This window comes from Acinetobacter sp. NIPH 1852 (assembly GCF_022549455.1).
Lineage (GTDB): Bacteria > Pseudomonadota > Gammaproteobacteria > Pseudomonadales > Moraxellaceae > Acinetobacter.
In genome coordinates, this window is record NZ_JAKZGG010000008.1 from 65286 (window position 1) to 84984 (window position 19699).

The 19699-nt window shown below is 38.9% G+C and carries 14 protein-coding genes, 2 tRNA genes and 1 pseudogene; 10 read left to right on the plus strand and 7 right to left on the minus strand.

The features are described 5' to 3' along the window. Nucleotides 1-169: 169 nt before the first annotated feature. Both MMO38_RS08215 and ycaC read right to left on the minus strand, forming a co-directional pair. Nucleotides 170-1093: a LysR substrate-binding domain-containing protein gene (locus MMO38_RS08215; RefSeq protein WP_241323262.1), complete on the minus strand. Its 924-nt coding sequence runs from the start codon at nucleotides 1091-1093 to the stop codon at nucleotides 170-172. Nucleotides 1094-1164: 71 nt separating this feature from the next. Next, on the minus strand, nucleotides 1165-1791 hold the full coding sequence (gene ycaC, locus MMO38_RS08220) for an isochorismate family cysteine hydrolase YcaC (RefSeq protein WP_004673372.1): 627 nt from the start codon (nucleotides 1789-1791) through the stop codon (nucleotides 1165-1167). A 289-nt stretch (nucleotides 1792-2080) separates the two neighbouring features. On the opposite strand from ycaC, the gene MMO38_RS08225 reads away from it, so the two are divergent. The 3 genes from MMO38_RS08225 to MMO38_RS08235 all read left to right on the plus strand — a co-directional run bounded on the left by MMO38_RS08225 (nucleotide 2081) and on the right by MMO38_RS08235 (nucleotide 5520). Next, a complete protein-coding gene (locus MMO38_RS08225; protein ID WP_241323222.1) occupies nucleotides 2081-2947 on the plus strand; it encodes a pirin family protein in 867 nt (288 codons plus the stop codon). A gap of 430 nt (nucleotides 2948-3377) precedes the next feature. Next, complete coding sequence (locus MMO38_RS08230; RefSeq protein WP_241323223.1) at nucleotides 3378-4676, plus strand: FAD-dependent oxidoreductase; 1299 nt, start codon at nucleotides 3378-3380, stop codon at nucleotides 4674-4676. A 1-nt stretch (nucleotide 4677) separates the two neighbouring features. Further along, complete coding sequence (locus tag MMO38_RS08235) at nucleotides 4678-5520, plus strand: class I SAM-dependent methyltransferase (RefSeq protein WP_241323224.1); 843 nt, start codon at nucleotides 4678-4680, stop codon at nucleotides 5518-5520. Nucleotides 5521-5574: 54 nt separating this feature from the next. Here MMO38_RS08235 and MMO38_RS08240 read toward each other — a convergent pair. Next, nucleotides 5575-5650 (minus strand) — tRNA-Thr (locus MMO38_RS08240). Nucleotides 5651-6005: 355 nt separating this feature from the next. Here MMO38_RS08240 and MMO38_RS08245 point away from each other — a divergent pair. From MMO38_RS08245 to MMO38_RS08260, 4 genes are all read left to right on the plus strand, one after another. Beyond that, nucleotides 6006-8762 (plus strand): type I restriction-modification system subunit M, encoded by a 2757-nt coding sequence (locus tag MMO38_RS08245; RefSeq protein WP_277602827.1) that lies wholly within the window; start codon nucleotides 6006-6008, stop codon nucleotides 8760-8762. Between the two features lies 1 nt (nucleotide 8763). After that, nucleotides 8764-10011 carry a restriction endonuclease subunit S gene (locus MMO38_RS16700; RefSeq protein ID WP_241323226.1) on the plus strand — a complete coding sequence of 416 codons (1248 nt, stop codon included), beginning with the start codon at nucleotides 8764-8766 and terminating at the stop codon, nucleotides 10009-10011. Nucleotides 10012-10119: 108 nt separating this feature from the next. Then, nucleotides 10120-13308 carry an HsdR family type I site-specific deoxyribonuclease gene (locus MMO38_RS08255; protein ID WP_241323227.1) on the plus strand — a complete coding sequence of 1063 codons (3189 nt, stop codon included), beginning with the start codon at nucleotides 10120-10122 and terminating at the stop codon, nucleotides 13306-13308. A 45-nt stretch (nucleotides 13309-13353) separates the two neighbouring features. Further along, nucleotides 13354-13971 (plus strand): Fic family protein, encoded by a 618-nt coding sequence (locus MMO38_RS08260; RefSeq protein WP_241323228.1) that lies wholly within the window; start codon nucleotides 13354-13356, stop codon nucleotides 13969-13971. Here the strand turns inward: MMO38_RS08260 and MMO38_RS08265 are convergent. Both MMO38_RS08265 and MMO38_RS08270 read right to left on the minus strand, forming a co-directional pair. After that, the gene (locus MMO38_RS08265; RefSeq protein ID WP_004673353.1) at nucleotides 13965-14123 is read right to left on the minus strand and encodes a hypothetical protein; all 159 of its coding nucleotides are present in this window, start codon (nucleotides 14121-14123) and stop codon (nucleotides 13965-13967) included. The two genes, MMO38_RS08260 and MMO38_RS08265, sit on opposite strands and share 7 nt — an antisense overlap. 344 nt (nucleotides 14124-14467) lie before the next feature. Further along, nucleotides 14468-14557, minus strand: a tRNA-Ser gene (locus MMO38_RS08270). A 121-nt stretch (nucleotides 14558-14678) separates the two neighbouring features. On the opposite strand from MMO38_RS08270, the gene MMO38_RS08275 reads away from it, so the two are divergent. From MMO38_RS08275 to MMO38_RS08285, 3 genes are all read left to right on the plus strand, one after another. Next, entirely contained in the window at nucleotides 14679-16559 is a 1881-nt protein-coding gene (locus MMO38_RS08275) for a potassium transporter Kup (RefSeq protein WP_005193957.1), read from the plus strand. 159 nt (nucleotides 16560-16718) lie between these two features. After that, complete coding sequence (locus MMO38_RS08280; RefSeq protein WP_241323229.1) at nucleotides 16719-17795, plus strand: DNA/RNA non-specific endonuclease; 1077 nt, start codon at nucleotides 16719-16721, stop codon at nucleotides 17793-17795. 71 nt (nucleotides 17796-17866) lie between these two features. Further along, entirely contained in the window at nucleotides 17867-18109 is a 243-nt protein-coding gene (locus MMO38_RS08285) for a hypothetical protein (RefSeq protein WP_005088601.1), read from the plus strand. Nucleotides 18110-18178: 69 nt separating this feature from the next. On the opposite strand, the pseudogene MMO38_RS08290 reads toward MMO38_RS08285, so the two are convergent. After that, a pseudogene (locus MMO38_RS08290) lies at nucleotides 18179-18549 on the minus strand (aquaporin); the annotation flags it as partial. Nucleotides 18550-18643: 94 nt separating this feature from the next. Continuing rightward, a complete protein-coding gene (locus MMO38_RS08295; protein ID WP_241323230.1) occupies nucleotides 18644-19651 on the minus strand; it encodes an AraC family transcriptional regulator in 1008 nt (335 codons plus the stop codon). Nucleotides 19652-19699 lie beyond the last annotated feature (48 nt).

The following is a 19699-nucleotide window of genomic DNA, read 5'->3' on the forward strand; positions in this document are numbered from 1 at the left end:
AAATTTAACAAAACTTCATAATATATTGATATATATGAAAATATATATTTTTGGTATATATATCCATTTTAAATCGCAAGCTTAGAAATATTAAAAAGGCATAAAACTCAGTTTTATGCCTTTTTTGTTTTAGTTATAGCGTAGAAGCAATAATTTTCTATTTTTTAAACTATAGGCTATAACCACTATCTGTTTCTGCCAGTTGACGTAGGCCATCGATTAACGTGTCGATAAGCTTTTCAACCACCAAGCGTTGTCCTTTTCGTGACGCATATACCAACTGAACCGTTCCTCGATTAGATTTCCATTCAGGGAGAATATGAATTAGTTTGCCCTTCTCAATATCGGCTTGCACGGTTAAATAGGGTAGGTCTGCGATGCCGATGCCATCACTTACCGCATAATACACGCCAGCCAAATCATTACTTTTTACTCGGGGTGAATAGGCTACATCGACCGTTTCATCACGATTCACGCTGCATAAATGCCAAACATATTGATTTTTCTGAATGCCCAAAGCCACACTCGGGTAATCTTGTAATTCTGAATAATGTTGGATCTGTTTGCCTTGCAATAATTCGGGCGCTGCAACCAGACAATGCTCAGTGCGGATCACATCACGAACAATCAGGCTTGAATCTTCAGTGGGTTCAAAATTGGTTCGGATCGCGATATCGATATCATCATGTAATACGTCGACACGGCGGCTGGTGAGTTCTAAGGAGATTTCAACTTTGGGATGGTTTTTTAAAAATTGATTCAATAATTTGCGTACTTGAAAATGCATCATTAAAGGCGGACAGCTAATTTTGACCAAACCTTGAGGTTCACTTTTTTGCTTGAGTAATACATTTTCAGCACATTCAACTTGAGCAATCACCTTGCAACACTCTTCATAAAACTCTTGTCCGAGTTCGGTGACTTTAAAATGCCGTGTAGTTCTTTGAATCAGACTTACATTGAACTTATTTTCTAGATCAATAATACGTCGACTCAGTTTGGATTTGCTGATATTTTCCGCTTCACTGGCTGCACTAAAGCCGCCATGTTTTACCACGAGATAGAAATAGTAAAAGTCATCAAATGAGTTCATCACGGCAAATGAAATCCTATAAAGGTTAAAGATTAGAATAGCATTGACTATTCTAATCTTTATTGAACATTTTATTTTTGTGAGGTGTTTTGATTGTAACTGTTGATCAGGTTGCGATAGTCAGGGATATGATTTGAGAACAATGCACCTAAACCTTCGATATCATTACGCCAGTCACGATGCAATTCACACGCCATGCCAAACCAAGTCATCATTTGTGCGCCTGCGCTAGACATACGATCCCAAGCAGCGTCGCGGGTTAATGCATTAAACGTCCCAGATGCATCAGTAATCACAAACACATCAAATTCTTCTGCAAGTGCTGAAAGCGTAGGAAAAGCGACACATACTTCGGTGACGACACCTGCAATAATCAATTGCTTTTTACCTGTCGCTTTGACGGCTTTTACAAAGTCTTCATTGTCCCATGCATTAATTTGACCTGGACGAGCGATGTAAGGTGCGTCTGGGAATATTTCTTTGAGTTCTGGGACCAATGGACCATTTGGACCATTTTCAAAACTGGTGGTTAAAATGGTGGGTAAATTAAAATATTTTGCGGCATTTGCCAGTGCCAATACATTATTTTTAAATTTATCAGGGTCAATATCACGAACTAGAGACAGTAAACCTGTTTGATGATCGACCAGTAGTACAGCCGCATTGTCTTTGTCTAGGCGAATATAGTCTTGACTCATTAGTGGTATTCCTCATGTTTCTGTAAAATGAATAAGAGCGTAGATGATCTCTTTTTCGTATTGCTCAAAATGATGCTAGCTAAATTTATAAGTTGAATGAAGTCTAAGAAATGAGATTATGAATATCAAAAATAGGATGATTGATGATTCTAGCTACTCATGTGGTTTTTATTAATCTGATTGTCCCATATATAGAATAATGTGTTGTCAATCTATGTCTATAAGCCGTCCTCGCTGAAGCGTACAATCTATATTAATAACAGAACTTCTACCTTACAGGAGAAACCAAATGAAAAAAATTCTCGGTGTGTATCAAAATAAGCAGATGCACTGGGTCGGCGATGGTTTTCCCGTCTATAACTTATTTTCCTATGACCGTTTAGGACAAAGTATTAGTCCATTTTTACTCTTGGATTATGCTGCGCCATATCGGTTTGATCCAACCACAGCACAACATGGTGTGGGTTCACATCCACATCGCGGTTTTGAGACAGTCACTATTGCCTACCAAGGTGAGGTGACACATAAAGATTCTGCGGGTGGTGGTGGAACCATTCAAGCGGGTGATGTGCAATGGATGACAGCTGGTGCAGGGATCTTGCATCAAGAGTTTCATTCTCCTGAGTTTGCTCAGCAGGGTGGTTTATTTGAAATGGTACAACTCTGGGTAAATTTGCCAGCGCATTCAAAAATGACACCAGCAAAATACCAAGCCATTGAAGCCAGCCAAATCCAAAGTATTGCGCTTGATGATGTCGGAAGTGAATTACGCGTCATTGCTGGTCAATATCAGGATACGGCAGGTGCAGCAAGCACATTTAGCCCTGTGAATGTATGGGATGGAACTTTAGTTGAAGGTCAAGCACATACCTTTTATGTGACGGAAGGGCATAGCGCATTGTTTGTGTTGCTTTCAGGAGAGGTGGTATTCAATGAAACTCAAACGATTGAAGCACCAAGTTTGGTGGTTTTAAGTCGTGATGAGATTGATTTTAATATCAAGGCCCAACAAAACAGCAAATTCCTGATTTTGACAGGTCAGCCACTGAATGAGCCCATTGAAGGTTATGGCCCATTTGTGATGAATAACAAAGCCGAAATAATGGAAGCGATTAATGATTTTAATCGTGGTAAATTTGGAGGAATAGCGAGTTAATTCATTTATTAATCAGTGATCTATAAGAAAGCCCGAAACTCCATTAGAGTCTCGGGCTTTCGGTATAAAGGGTGCTCTATTGATTTTTTTAATATTATGTCACTTATAATTATTCAGCTTGTTATGTGACTTAGTTCTCGTTATTGTTTAATCAGAATAGCGCGATTTTTGTCCTTTGCAAAGCCCTTCAAGTACAAAAAATGGATAAATAAAGACGGATCTGTATAATTATTGCTGTTTTTATATAATAAATTTAATAATTTCATGTGTTTATGGTTAAAATTTTAATTGTGATAAAGTGTAACAACAGATATTAACCACATTTCGACAAAACTCTGACTTTAATGCTGAATCTGGTATTTTTTAATACCGTATTTAGGTTAAGGATCAGTCATAATCAATAAAAATCATCAACTGATGGGACATAATTTTGGATATTGCAATTATAGGCAGTGGAATGGCAGGGCTTGCTGCAGCCAGAATCCTACATGATGCAGGACATAAAGTGACGATATTCGAAGCACTTGCTGGTCGAGGCATGGATAGTCATAGTATTGATTTTGATGGTGGGATCATTGACGCACCTTTGCGTGTGATGAACCCAAAGCTTTGGAAAAATACGCTGAGCTTGGCGAGCTACTTGGGCATTGAAACATTCCCAGTACGTACCTTTATGGCGTGCAGTTGGTTATTTGAAGACAGAACTGAAACATGGTTGACCACGTCGCGTAGCCGCATTGGTAATTTTCCGATCATTAATAACCGTAAAGGCATCCAGCAATATGGTTGGCGACTTGTTAAAGGCATGTTGCAACTCAAAACTGCGGTGCATCAATTTTTTAAATCAGACAATCAAGACATCACTTTAGCTGAATTTATGAATCAATATCATATTGAGGAAGTATTTTGGCATGGTACGGTGATGCCTGTTTTATACACCATCTGCACTTGTCATCCCAAAACCATTGGTGAGTGGCCTGCGAAACCGTTATTAGAATTTATTCGCCAACTCACTGAAGGTGAAGCTTTGTTACGGATGAAGGGCGGTACACCTGCTTTGGTCAGCCGCTTAATTGAAGGGATTGAAATTCACAGTGGTTCACCTGTGCAAAAAGTAGAACAACAAGGCGAACAAATCTTGGTTGAAAATGAGCAAGGTGAAAGACAGCTTTTTGATCGTGTAGTGATTGCAACGCCAACCCCTGTCATCGAAAATTTCCTGAAGCAACCTCAATTTGCCGATGACATTGCCTTGCTACAAAAGTTCAGATTTGAGCAAGGTGATCTCGTCATTCATACCGATCCAATCGTGATGCCAGAGCGCCGTAAAGATTGGGCAGTGTTAAGTTATATGATGGATCGTAAGTTTACTCGTCAGCAATTTACGGTATGGATCAATGCGATTGAGCCAAGTTTAGTTGGTAAAAATGCAGTGTTCCAAACATGGTGTCCTGTGATTGATATTGATCCAAAGAAAATTATTTCCAAGGTGAAACTCACGCGTGCTGTGGTTGACTCGGAAACTGTCGCACTGAATAAGCAGATTCAACAACGTCATTTAGATATCAACCGTAAAATCTTTTATTGTGGTTCATGGTCATGTGATGGTTTGCCAATCTTAGAATCAGCGGTCACCTCTGCGATGAAAATTGCTGAGATTATTGGTGCTCCAGCTCCCTTTGTTGGGCTTAAACCTAAAGTGACGGTCGCGCCTGAACTCGGTTATTAAGATGACCAACCACAAACAAGCGCTGTTCGAGAAAATCCTAGGGCATAAGTATGCGATTGATGCAAAACGCCTTGGTGATGACTCGCCGCTTGCTTGGAGTAATTTAGGGTATTGGCAAGCCCCACAGTCGGATTTACAGCAACATGATTATCCGCAGGCTTGCCAGACTTTAGCCGATCAAGTCGCAATCTCAGTCCAACTCAAAAAATCAGATCGTGTTTTAGATCTAGGCTGTGGGCAAGGGGCGAGTTTGTTGCATTGGCTTAATGAGTATGATGTGGAACAACTCAGTGCGGTTGAATTACAAACAACATGTATAGAACAAATTCAAAAAAACTTGCCGCAGGTTGAAAGCTATTGCCAATCTTTTTTGAATTTAAAACAACTGAATTTTTTGAATTCATTTGATGCGGTGGTTTGTATCGATGCAGCCTATCACAGTAATTTGAATTCATTTCTCAATTCAGCCACCTCGGTTTTAAATTCAAAAGGTCGAATCGCGTTTCATTATTTGATGTGGTCTGATGCTTGGCAGCATTGTCGTTATCTACGAAAACAACAATATCGTTATCTGCTAAAAAGTGCCGATGTGCAGTGGCAGCATTTGATGAATGAGCAACAACTCGTACAGACCTTAGCAGAGCATGGTTTGGGTGATATTGTTATTCAGGATTTTTCAGTGCCTGTTTTAGCTGGATTTGCTGAATATATTGAAACAAGCACGATAGAGAAAAAGTTGTTTGATCTTGCTCAATTCAAAATAGACATGACGGCCAAGTTATGCCGAAAACTCTATAGAGATGGTTTAGTGCGTTATATTCAGATCAGTGCTGTCAAAAATTAGCGCATAAAAAAAGGCTTAAACCCGATGATGAGTTTAAGCCTTTTTTGAATTTGATGGTGCCGGCACACGGATTCGAACTGTGGACCTACTGATTACAAGTCAGTTGCTCTACCAACTGAGCTATGCCGGCAACGTGGCGTGAATTTTACCGAATTTGGGTAAAAAGACAAGCGAAAAAGTGAGCAAACAGATAATTTTAATTTGATTGTTGATCAATTTCATTTGTGTTGATTGGAGTAAATCCCAACTATCTTAGGATTCAATAGTCTTTATTGGAAAGCATAAGACATTGCTGTTTAGATATTCGTATGGATTTTTGATCTGTTTTCTTTTGTTGATACGTTAAAAATAAAAACTATAAGTTGAGAACCTCGATCAAATTAGTGAGAATGTCACAGGCTCAAGCTTCTGACAATTGTACAAAGCGCCATGCTAAAGAACTTTGGTTTATTTTTTGGTCAATTTTAATTAACTGTAGACAACCTATGAACAAGCAACAACTCGCTTCCAAAATTTGGGACTCAGCAAACAGAATGCGCTCAAAGATTGAGGCAAATGAATACAAAGACTATATCTTAGGGTTCATGTTCTACAAATTTCTATCAGACAAAGAGCAAGCCTTTTTAGAAGCTAACGACTTTAGTCAGGCTGATATTGAAGCACTCACAGAAGAAGATCCTGAAACTGTTGAATTTATTAAAAATGGTATTGGTTATTTCATTGCCTATGACAACTTATTTTCAACATGGTTAAAGAAAGGGAATGATTTTAACGTTGCCAATGTCCGTGATGCGCTTTCTGCCTTTGGGCGTTTAATCAATAATTCACATAAAAAAGTATTTGATGGTATTTTTAAAACACTGGAAACAGGTTTAAGTAAACTTGGTGACAACTCAAACAGTCAAACCAAAGCCATCAGCGATTTATTGCAATTGATCAAAGTTATTCCGATGAATAATAAACAAGATTATGATGTACTTGGATTTATTTATGAGTATTTGATTGGTTCGTTTGCTGCCAATGCGGGCAAAAAAGCAGGTGAGTTCTACACACCACATGAAGTATCTGTGCTGATGTCTGAAATCATTGCGTATCATTTAAAAGATCAGCAAGAAATCAAAATTTATGACCCAACCAGTGGCTCAGGTTCATTGCTGATTAATATCGGTACTTCTGTTGCCAAACATGTCAATGATGCGAATAAAATCAAATACTATGCCCAAGAGTTAAAAGAAAATACATATAACCTGACTCGTATGAACTTGGTTATGCGTGGTATTTTACCCTCCAATATTGTAGCTCGAAATGCCGATACCTTAGAGGATGATTGGCCGTATTTTGATGACAATGATCCGATCAATACCTACGAGCCATTGTATGTCGATGCAGTGGTATCTAATCCACCGTACTCGCAAGCATGGGAGCCTGCAAATAAAGAGTCAGATCCTCGTTATGCCCGTTTTGGTTTAGCACCAAAAACTAAAGCAGATTATGCGTTTTTACTACATGATCTATATCACTTAAAACCTGATGGCATCATGGCGATTGTTCTGCCACACGGCGTATTGTTTCGTGGTGGTGAAGAAGAGCGTATTCGTAAAAACTTGCTTGAAAATAAGCATATTGATGCAATCATCGGGTTACCTGCCAATATCTTCTTTGGTACAGGTATTCCAACCGTAATCATTATTTTAAAACAACGTCGCCAAAGTAGTGATGTGCTTATTGTCGATGCATCCAAAGGCTTTATCAAAGTTGGTAAAAATAACCATCTACAAGCGTCGAATATCAAGAAAATTGTTGATGCTGTTGTACAGCGTAAAGATATTGAGCAATTTTCTAAATTGGTCAGTTTGGAAGAAATTCGTGAGCAAGGCTATAACTTAAATATTCCACGTTATGTAGACTCATCAGCAACAGCGGAAACTTGGGATATTTATGCCACGATCTTTGGCGGTATTCCAAAGAAAGAAATTGATGCATATGCCGAGTATTGGAAGGCATTCCCTCAGTTACGCCAAGACTTGTTTACTGACAGCGACACACCTTATGTCGATTTAGCCACGACAGAAATCAGTAACGCCATTCATCAGCATGCGAATGTTCAAACATTTAAAACGCAATTTAATACTGCTTTTGCCAATTTCCATGATTATTTAAAAGCTGAACTCATTGGCAAGATGCAGTCTTTGCATATTGCACAGCAGGAAAATGTTTTAAGTCAGGATATTTTCAAGCGGTTGGAAAATATTGCTTTAGTTGACAAATATCAAGCCTATCAAGCCTTGGATGATCAATGGCAAAGCATCGCAGGGGACTTGGAGATTATTCAATCTGAAGGTTTGGCTGCTGCAAAGATTGTGAATCCTAATATCGTCATTAAAAAGAAAGATGGTAAGGAGCAGGAAGTTCAAGATGGTTGGGCGGGTTATGTGTTGCCGTTTGATTTAGTGCAACAACATTTACTCATTGATGAACTCGTTGCTTTACAAAGCAAAGAACGTGCTTTAACTGAAGTGAGTGCTGAAATTGAAGCGATTATGGACTCGTTGTCTGAAGAATATAAAGACACTTTATTAAATGATGCCAATGATGCTTTTGTAACAGCAGCGATTACCAAAGCGTTGAAACAGGCATTTGAAGAGATTGAAACGCCTGAAATCCGTGCGATTAATGAATTGTTAGAATTGCTTGCAAATAAAGCGAAAAAGCCTGAGCAAGAACAGTTTGTACAGGCACACCCTGAGGTGCAATGGGCCAAGATTGAAGCCAATAAAAACGGCACATTTGCTTTAGGTAAAGTGAAAGCCTATTTAAAAACTTTACAAGCTGATTTTACTTTTGCGGAAGACTCTCTGGAAGCGAAGTTGTTCCAAGTGGAAGATTTACTTGCACAGGAAAAAGAGCTGAAAGCTGAGATTAAAGCTGATGCTAATGCTTTACACCTTTTGACTAAAACCACGATTGAAGCTTTAGAAGATTCGCAAGTTTTGGAGTTGTTAGAAGCGAAGTGGGTGCAACCGATTGTTTCTGCAATTTTAGCGTTGCCGAATGAAGTGATTGAGCATTTGACTGATCTGATGCAGGCTTTGGCAGATAAGTATGCAGTGACCTATACCGAAACCACGCAAAAGTTGACCGAGGCAGAGCATAGTCTTGCCAACTTGATTGATGATTTAACAGGCGATGATTTTGATATGCAAGGTTTGACACAATTTCAAACTTTGTTAAAAGGGGCGTAATGTGGAAAAGCAAAAATACCCTGAGGTGAGGTTTAGTCAGTTTCATAAAAGTTGGGAAGTACAGCCATTAAACAATATTTTTGGAAAGATTAGGAATGCCTTTGTTGGTACTGCGACTCCCTTTTATGTAAAAAAAGGTAACTTCTATTTAGAATCTAATAATGTAAAAGATGGGAAAATCAATAAAAAAACACAAATTTTTATTGATGATTATTTCTATTTCAAACAAAGGGATAAATGGCTTAAAACTGATGATCTTGTGATGGTTCAATCAGGTCATGTGGGGCACTCAGCTGTAATTTCTGAAGAATTAAATAATTCAGCAGCTCATGCTTTGATTATGTTCTCAGATTATAAGGTGCAAACTAATCCTCACTTTTTAAATTATCAATGGCAAACGAATAGTGCGAAAAAGGCTATTGAAAAAATTGCTACAGGTAATACGATTAGGCATATTCTTTCATCGGATATGAAAGAATTTCTATCTTTCTTTTCTAGTTATGATGAACAAATCCAAATCGGTAACTTTTTCCAAAACCTTGATCAATCTATTGCATTACAAGAAAAGAAACTTGCCCAAACGCAAAATTTAAAAAAAGCCATGTTGGAAAAAATGTTTCCTAAAGCAGGAAGTAAGCAACCTGAGATTCGTTTAAAAGGGTTTAGTGGGGATTGGGAGCAGCAATCTATAGGAGATTTTACAAAAGTAGGCTCAGGTGCTCGAGTTCATAAAGAAGAGTGGACTTCATCAGGAGTTCCTTTTTATAGATCAAGTGATGTTGTTTCAAGTTATAAAGGTAATGATAATTCTAAGGCTTATATTCCATTTAGCTTGTTTGAAAAGTTGATACAAATCTCTGGTCGATTGGAAAAAGATGATTTATTAGTTACTGGTGGTGGCTCAATTGGCATACCTTATCTAGTCCCAAATAATGAGCCACTATATTCAAAAGATGCAGATTTAATTTGGATTAAAAAATCTAAAAAATTTAATAGCCAGTATTTGTATACTTTTTTTTCTACAAGTTACTTTAGAAATTTTATTGCTAGTATTTCTCATATTGGAACAATTGCGCATTATACAATAGAGCAAGTTAAAGCGACGCCTGTTTGCTTACCTTCTATTGAGGAACAGGTTCAAATTGGTAATTTTTTCAAACAACTTGACGAAACACTTGCTCTACAACAGCAACAGCTTCAGACCTTAAAAAAATTAAAACAGGCATTTTTAGAAAAGATGTTTGTTTAATTAATCCCCCTTGCGGAACAGTGTTCCTCACCTTTAACAAAGGGGGGGGACTCCTACTTGATGTAAGGAGATAGAATTTAAAATTGATTTGATAAAAGCAAATAGACCATGACATTTAAAACAGAAACAGCATTTGAACAGGCATTTATCGAAACTCTTTTTAACAAAGGGTGGGAAAGTACGGTTCTAAAAAATCCAACGGAACAGGATTTAATTAAAAACTGGGCAAAAATTCTATTTGAAAATAACAGTGGTATAGATCGACTGAATGGTCAGCCACTTACTGACTCTGAAATGGCACAGATACTCGAACAAATCAAAAAATTGCGTACACCGTTGGCACTCAATGGCTTTATTAACGGTAAAACAGTTTCTATCAAACGAGACAATCCAAATGATTCAGCACACTTGGGTAAAGAAATCAGTCTCAGCATCTATGACCGACAACAAATTGCGGCTGGGGAAAGCCGTTACCAAATCGTACAACAGCCAAAATTCCCAACGTCTTCACCGATTTTAAATGACCGACGTGGCGATATCATGTTGCTGATCAATGGTATGCCACTGTTTCATATCGAACTGAAACGCTCAGGCGTCCCTGTCAGTCAGGCAGCACATCAAATCGAAAACTATGCCCGTTCAGGCATCTTTTCAGGATTATTTTCATTGGTACAGATCTTTGTTGCCATGAATCCAGAAGAAACAAAATACTTTGCTAATCCTGGGCCTGAAGGCAAATTTAATTCAGATTACTATTTTAACTGGGCAGATTTTAATAACGAACCAATCAACCATTGGAAAGATATTGCTGCAGATCTATTGTCTATCCCAATGGCACATCAGTTGATCGGTTTTTATACCGTTGCGGATAAAACCGATGGTGTGCTGAAAGTCATGCGTAGTTATCAGTTCTATGCTGTACGTGCTATTTCAGACCGTGTGGCTCGTATTGGATGGGATGGGCGTGATCGTTTAGGAGGTTATATCTGGCATACCACTGGTTCGGGTAAAACCATGACCAGTTTTAAATCAGCTTATCTGATTGCAACCTCGAAAGATGCTGATAAAGTGATTTTCTTGATGGATCGTATTGAACTCGGCACGCAGTCATTAGAACAATACAACAACTTTGCAGATACCGATGATTTTGTACAATCGACCGAAAATACCTATGCGCTGATTAGCAAACTCAAAAGTACCAATCCGAACGAAGTCCTGATTGTTAGCTCAATTCAAAAAATGAGTAATATTAGAGATGAAGAAGGTGGAATCAATGCGCATGATTTAGCACAAATCCAAAACAAACGTATTGTGATTATTGTCGATGAAGCACATCGATCAACGATGGGAGCAAATTTAACATCGAATCAAATTGGTGAAGACCCAAAATCAGCAAAATCAGATGGTATGCTGATTACGATTAAACAAACCTTTCCTAAAGCAGTGTTCTTTGGTTTTACAGGGACACCGATTCAAGACGAAAATGAAAAAAATAAGAATACTACAGCGACTGTATTTGGGCATGAGTTGCACCGTTACAGTATCGCAGATGGTATTCGAGATAAAAACGTACTCGGTTTTGATCCTTACCTGATTTCAACCTATAAAGACTCAAAGTTAAGAGAATTTATTGCTTTAGATGAAGCCAAAGCAAAGACGGTCCAAGAAGCTTTGGATGATTCTAAAAAGAAAGAAATTTATTTACGTTTTATGGATAAAAGTCAGGTGGCTATGGCGGGTCATTGGGACAAAGCCAATAACTATGTCAGAGGAATTGAAGATTACTTAACAACAGCACAGTATCGTCGTCCAGCGCATCAGAAGAAAGTGGTTGAAGATATTTTAGAGAACTGGATTCAATATAGCCAAAATAATAAATTTCACGGCATGTTTGCGACCAGTAGTATTGCTGAAGCAATTGAATATTATCGCTTATTTAAAAAACTTAAACCTGAGCTAAAAATTACGGCACTGTTTGATCCAAATATTGATAATAATGAAAATGCTAAATTCAAAGAAGATGGCTTAGTTGAGATCATAAGCGATTATAACAATCGTTATGGCATGGAGTTCAGTTTAGCCACCCACGCCAAAATGAAGCGTGATATTGCTGATCGTTTAGCCCATAAAGAATTGTATAAGCGTGTAGAACATACCCCTGAAAAGCAGCTTGATCTATTGATTGTTGTTGATCAGATGCTGACAGGTTTTGATTCTAAGTGGGTCAATACTTTGTACTTGGATAAAATGCTTGAGTATGCAAACTTGATTCAAGCATTCTCACGTACCAACCGCTTATTTGGTAAAGATAAGCCATTCGGTATCATTCGATATTACCGACGTCCGCATACGATGAAACGTAATATTGATGCAGCAGTTAAGTTATATTCAGGCGATAAACCTTTGGCTTTATTTGTAGATAAACTGCAAGACAACCTAGATAAATTAAATTCTATTTTTATTGATATAGAGCAACTGTTTAAAAATGCAGGCATCGAAAACTTTGAAAAGTTACCTGAAGATAAAGAGGCTTGTGGTCAGTTTGCAAAGTTATTTAAACAATTTAATGAGCATTTGGAAGCTGCAAAAATCCAAGGCTTTAATTGGAACACACTGACATATCACTTTAACGATAATGATGCTTCTAAATCATCATTCCAAGTTGCAATAGATGAGCAAGCATACCTCATTCTTGCTTTACGTTATAAAGAATTATTTTCTGAAGGTGGAAGTGGTGGCGGTGGGGGCAGTGTTCCATTTGAGATAGACGGCTATTTGACTGAAATTGATACCGATAAAATTGATTCAGATTACATGAACAGTCGCTTTACCAAATACTTAAAAGCATTACATGACAGTGAAAAGACAATCTCGGTTGAAGAAGCATTAAATGAACTGCATAAGAGTTTTGCAGCTTTAACGCATGATGAGCAAAGAATTGCAAATATCTTTTTGCATGACGTTCAACGTGGTGACGTGAAATTGCAAGAAGCTAAGTCATTTAGAGACTATATTACAGAGTATCAATTTAAAGCCAAAGAAGATGAAATTCACGAAATTGCTCATTCTTTGGGACTAGATGAAAAGAAATTGAGGCAACTCATTAATGCTCATGTGAATGAAGGTAATATTGATGAATTCGGGCGTTTTGGGCAATTGTTGAGTACTGTTGATAAAGCTAAGGCAAAGCAGTATTTTGAAAGGAAAGAAGAGCAGGCAATCCCAGCATTTAAAGTTAAAGTGAAAACCGATAAATTTTTGAGAGAATATATTTTGCGTAGCTCGAAGACCTGTTAGTTCAATTCAATCTAGGCGATACATTGTTTAAGAAGGGAAACGCACTTGAAATATTCTATCGGTACGACTGAGGGTGATTATGAGCGGGGTTCTGATGGTCGAGTACTAAAGAATAAACTTGGTATTACCTCTGAAACAGAAATGCAAGAAGCTGAAGAGTATTTGTTGCTGCAGTTGTATAATTATATTTTTGCAGACGAGTTTTCAATAGAGAGATTGTCTTTCCAAGATATTATGGTTTGGCATAGGAAATGGTTGAAGCCTATCTATGCTTGGGCTGGGGAGTTGAGAACTGTTGATATGTCCAAAGGAGATTTTAGATTCGCTGCAGCTCAATTTTTACAAGCACAAATACAACCTTTTGAAGATGAGTTTTTGAATTGCTACAGTAAATTAAACCAAATTGATTTTGAAGAATTAGTTAGTTTTTTGGCAAAAAGCCATGTTGAGTTCATTTTGATTCATCCATTTCGGGAAGGAAATGGACGCATGTCACGATTATTAATGGATGTATTGGCGACACAAGCAGGTTACGGTCCTTTAGACTATTCTCTATGGGATCAACATAAGGACTTTTATTTTGGCTCAATTCAGGCAGGTGTTGCAGGAGACTACCAACACATGGAACGATTAGTTAGAAACATTTTGATTAAAGCTCATTGAGCTAAAGTTAGGTGGCTGTATTTTGTATTTTTGTCTTTGAGTCGAGTTTCGATTTCTTGTATTGGTGTGCCAGTTTCAATAGCACTTGAACTCGCTACTGAACGATAAATACGTGTTTTACTGACTTTCTTAGTCGGTTTTCTAGTATCCATAAGTTCGGCCTCTTAAACTAGTTTGATTATAACAGATACTGAATTCAATAAAAAATTCTCACAGCTTATAAAGAGTAATTCTTTTATAGCTCCTTTTTCATCAGAATATTTGGCTTTCTTTTCTAATGGTTTGATCTTTCTGACCTGAGCATGTGTATGCATTGCAAGGCTTCCCGTAGAAATTTGGGGGTATAAAAATGAGGGTAATTTATTATACCCCCAGTTATACCCCCGACTATATCAGGATTCAATAGGGTCAATTGGAAAACATAAGGCAATAAAAAAGCTTAAACTCTTTAGGTTTAAGCTTTTAGGATTCTATGGTATCTCATAGAAAATAATCTTGGCGGTGAGAGAGGGATTCGAACCCTCGATACGCGCAAACGTATACACACTTTCCAGGCGTGCTCCTTAAGCCACTCGGACACCTCACCAAGGTGTGGGATAGTAACCAAAAAAAAACCAACTGCCAAGCGACAAAATCATAGATTTGCAGAAAAAGTTTTTGGCTAGTGGTAATATGGCGCAATCTCAAATCCGATTTGATTGAAATATATGCAAAGTGCTGCAAAAAAAACCGCATTGCCAGTGATGACATTGGCAGCCTTAGGGGTGGTCTTTGGAGACATTGGTACAAGTCCGTTATATGCCATACGAGAGTGTTTTAACACTGGACACATGGCGATCAATGAAGCATCGGTGCTGGGGATTTTATCCCTGATTTTTTGGTGTATGAACTTAACCATTAGCTTTAAATATGTTTCAGTCATCATGCGTGCAGATAACAACGGTGAAGGCGGGATTATCTCGTTACTGGCGTTAAACCTTCGCTCAAAAGTATTTTCAGATAAAAATAAGATTTACCTGATCGCACTGGGTTTTATCGGCGCATCATTATTTTTTGGTGATGGCATTATCACCCCTGCGATTTCGGTTCTATCTGCGATTGAAGGACTGAGTATCGTGACGCCTGCTTTTAATCAATGGTTGGTTCCGATCGCACTTGGGATTTTGACAGGGCTCTTCATGGTGCAACGGCATGGTACGGCCACGATGGGGAAACTGTTTGGGCCAGTGACGCTGCTATGGTTTCTGTCCATTGGCTTGATTGGGCTATGGAGCATTATTCAAACGCCTTATGTGCTGATGATGATCAATCCCTACTGGGCGTTTAACTTTGTCTATGAACAGCCGATGATTGCATTTATCACCATGGGGGCAGTGATCCTGACCATGACAGGCGGTGAAGCCTTATATGCGGATATGGGGCATTTTGGGCGTATGCCAATCAAGTTGGCGTGGTTCTGTATCGTCCTTCCTTCTTTGTTATTGAATTATGCAGGTCAGGGCGCGTTATTGCTTCGTAATCCACAAGCAATTGAAAATCCATTCTATCTGTTAGTTCCGGATTGGGCATTATTTCCCATGATTGGGCTTGCAACTGCGGCTGCCGTGATTGCTTCGCAAGCGGTGATTACTGGGGTATTCTCGGTCGCCAATCAGGCGATGCAGTTACGCTATTTACCCCGTTTAACGGTGCACCATACTTCGGATGTTGAGCAAGGTCAGATTTATTTACCCTTTATCAATTGGGTGTTGTTTATTTCCGTCGTTATTTTGATTTTACTTTTTGAAAGCAGTACTGAGTTAGCCAGCGCCTATGGCGTTGCGGTGACCATGACTATGTTGTGTGGCACCATCCTCATTTCGACCTTGGCCTATGGCGTGTGGCGCTGGTCTTGGTGGAAAGTCGCGCTGCTGGCGATCCCTTTTTTATTACTCGATTTAGTATTTGTTGCGTCGACATCATTAAAGATCTTGGCTGGCGGTTGGGTACCAATTTTAATTGGTGCAGTGGTATATACCATTTTGATGACATGGAAACGTGGGCGCGAGATTGTATATAAGCGTATGGAAACCGATGCGTTATCGCTAGACTTATTTATTAAAAGTATCGGTATGAGCAAGGAAACTCAATTTGTTCCTGGCGAAGCGATCTTTTTAACAGGCACGCCAAATATTGTTCCGCATGCGATGCTGCACAATATTAAACATAATAAAGTGCTGCATGAGCGCAATGTGATCGTCACGGTCTATACCGAGGACATTCCATATGTGGCAACAGAAGATCGTGTAAAAGTGGAAAAACTGGATGATCACTTCTATCGCATTTATATGTATTACGGCTTTAAAGATCAGCCTAATGTGCCAAATGCTTTGGAACAAGCTTATCAGGAACTTGGTTTTGAATTCGATATGATGCAAATGAGTTTCTTTATTTCACGAGATCGTATTGTACATACGGTGGGTGACGGAATGTCTCCTTGGCGCGAAAAGCTGTTTATTTCGATGCAACGTAATACCAGTCCAGTCAGCGACTTTTATCAGATTCCAACCAACCGTGTGGTTGAGTTAGGAAGTCAGATCGAAATCTAAACTTGGATCGATAAAAATGGCACCATCGGGTGCCATTTTTTATGTTTGATGATTGAGTGTTCAGATTTACGACATAAAGTGTCGTTCTAAGCCGCTGTTCAATGTACAGCAAGGGTTTGACTTGATAAGCTGCGCGTTCATGTTGATTTTGATATGGTTATGGCAAGAAGAACGAGCAGGAAGAGTAAAGCGAAATTCGCTTTTTTGAGCCAAAATTTTGGAAAGATCGTATTAGCGCTGCTTGCAACAAGTAGTTTTGCAATAGCTTTTGGCAATGAAAAAATTGCCAAATTTATTCCCTTGCAAAGCAGTAGTAATCCCACTTGTTTAAAGCAGTTTTATCGTGATGTTCCGCCCTTACTCAGCAAAGCCAGTTTGCAAAAAGACAGTTATGCACTGTGCTTTAATGATTTTAATGTGATGTATTCAGGGGTGTCCAAAACACCACTTTGGTCAGCAGCCTATCTGACTCCACAACGTTTGAGTATCAAGATCAAGCGTGAAGATAATTTCCATGAGGAAACCCGTGTAGCAGAGCGACATCGTGCTTTGTTATCCGACTATCGAGGCTCAGGCTACGATCGTGGGCACATGGCACCCAATGGCGATATGAACAATAAAGCGGCGCAATATGACAGTTTCTCATTGGCCAATATGGTGCCCCAAGCGCCTAAAAATAATCAGGAAGTATGGCGTAAAGTTGAGGAAGCGGTACGTGCAGTGGTGAGTAAGCAGCATAAAGATGCTTATGTGATTACAGGTCCAGTATTTGAAGGACAAAGACTAAAAACCATTGGCAATGGTGTCATTGTTCCAACCGCAGTTTATAAAGCGGTGTATTTGCCGAAGCAGGGGATTATTGGGGCGTATTATGCTCCGAATAATAATTCGCTACAGGTAAAAGTAGTCAGTGTGTGTTATTTGGAAGAGAAATTAGGCATTAATTTATTTCCCCAATTAACAGAACAACAGAAGCGTAATGTCTATCAATTACCCACCTCAGCACAGCAGGTCAAAGCACAGAGCGAGTTGAAGTATTTGCATTGGGATGGTCAGAGCCAATGTGCAGAAGATGCCAGTGCGGACAGTATTCAAGCACAACAACGTCAGTTTATGAATAACTCAACGCTAACGGCTGAACGCCCAGTGTCGTCAATAGATGAGGAAGCAAAGCAAGAAGTTATTCGACAGTTGGTGGATATGCTGGTGCAGTATTTTTTACAAGTGTTGAGATAATGTAGGATCACTTGCAAAGCAAGAATGCACAGCGCAGGCTATCTCAAATAAAATAACAATGTGAGGCTGAAATGTTTAAACCGTTTGAAAATGGCAATGAATCTTCGGCGATTGATGATCTGACTTTGGAAAATCAGGTGGATTGCGTCAGTTTGTATGGGAATTTGCAGATCACCAAAGATCAGGTGGGTTTGCAAACAGCAAAAGTGCTACAGCAATTTATCAATGATGTGGTCATCGCATTAGAGAAAGACGACTTACCCGAAAAGATTGAGCGTTTGCCTGAAAAGGAAATAGATAATCCATTTTTATAAGCACAATAAAAATGCCTCCTTTTAAAGGAGGCATTTTTTAATCATAAATCGTTGGAACTTCATCATGATTTAGTTATTTTCACGTCCAACCAATTTATAGATCACAGCACCGATAATTGGGGCAACCCAGAATAACCAAAGTTGACCTAACGCCGCTGTTTCGGCAAAGAAAGCAACCCCTGTACTACGTGCAGGGTTTACAGAGGTATTGGTCACTGGAATACTGATTAAGTGAATACAGTAAGTGTTAAACCAATTGCAATAGGTGCAAAACCAGCAGGAGCACGACGATCAGTTGCTCCCATAATGATGATTAAGAAGAATGCAGTTAATACCACCTCGATAATAAAGGCTGAGCCGAGTGAGAAATTATTTGGGGATAAATCACCAAAACCATTACTCGCGAAACCACCTGTACCTGCAAAGCTAGCTTGACCTTGTACAATGAATTAATTCACACAGGTTCTACGCTCTTGTATAAATGCTGTAAAAACAATGAACAGTTGTGAAACCGTAAGTTTGAATTGAGTTTTATTACGAATTGTAAATTGTGTTGTTGTTCCGCCACTGTTGCGGTGTTTTCCCTGTCCAAAGCTTAAAAGCACGTTGAAAAGCACTTTGTTCCGAATAACACAGTAACAAGGCGATTTCTTGCAGACTAAGGTGGGGGTCTTTTAAATATTCTGTTGCCAACATAAAGCGAACTTGCTGAACACGTGCCTGAAACGTAGTGTCCTGTTGCTGCAAGTGTCGTTGAAGCTGTCGAACTGAAAGCCCTAGCTTTTCAGCAATAAAGTCAATTTGATATTGGTCCTTTTGCAGACCGGTCAGAATCGCATGTTGTAAACGTTGATCGAGTTGAGTGGAATTGGGAAGCTTATCCAATAAAGCTTGAGCTTGTTGTAGCAACAATTGCTGTAAAGTGTGATCGCCTGTTCGAAGTGGCTTAAAGGCTTCGGTAACAGGTAGAAGTAGCTGAGTTTTAGGCTGATCAAAACGGACTTTACAACGGAAATACTGCTCATAAACCATAATGTTTTTCGGTGCGGTATTCACAAAATGCACTTCGTGTAGATTGAGATCTTCACCTGACAGAAATAACTTATGGAATTGCACCATCAGCGCAATTGCAATTTCATCTGTTAATTGGGTTGGGTTGGGTTCTGGAGCTTCCCAGCGGATTGATGCGTAGGGTGGGTTAAATTCAACGACGAGAGGGCTACCATCATAAATTAAGCGATGAAAATCATGATAACGCGCCAATGCTTCGCCCAAGTTTTCACATGACAGTGCGAGATAAGCAATAATTCCTAAATGTTTAGGTTGTACGTGCTCTGCAATTTCTAAGCCTAAACCTGTCTTGGGATTTAAACGATTAAGATCTTCAAGTAAGTCACGCCAAATGACGTAATCAAAACGTTCAAGATTTTGGACTTGTTGTAATTGCTCAGGAATTTCAATATTTTTTGTTTCGCAATAAGCCTTTAATAAATGCCCTAATCCGCCATAAACAGAGCCTGTATAGTTCTTGAGTTGGGACATCCTGTCTACTCCTTATTCTGTCGTGTTTTGTCAATATAAATATATCGT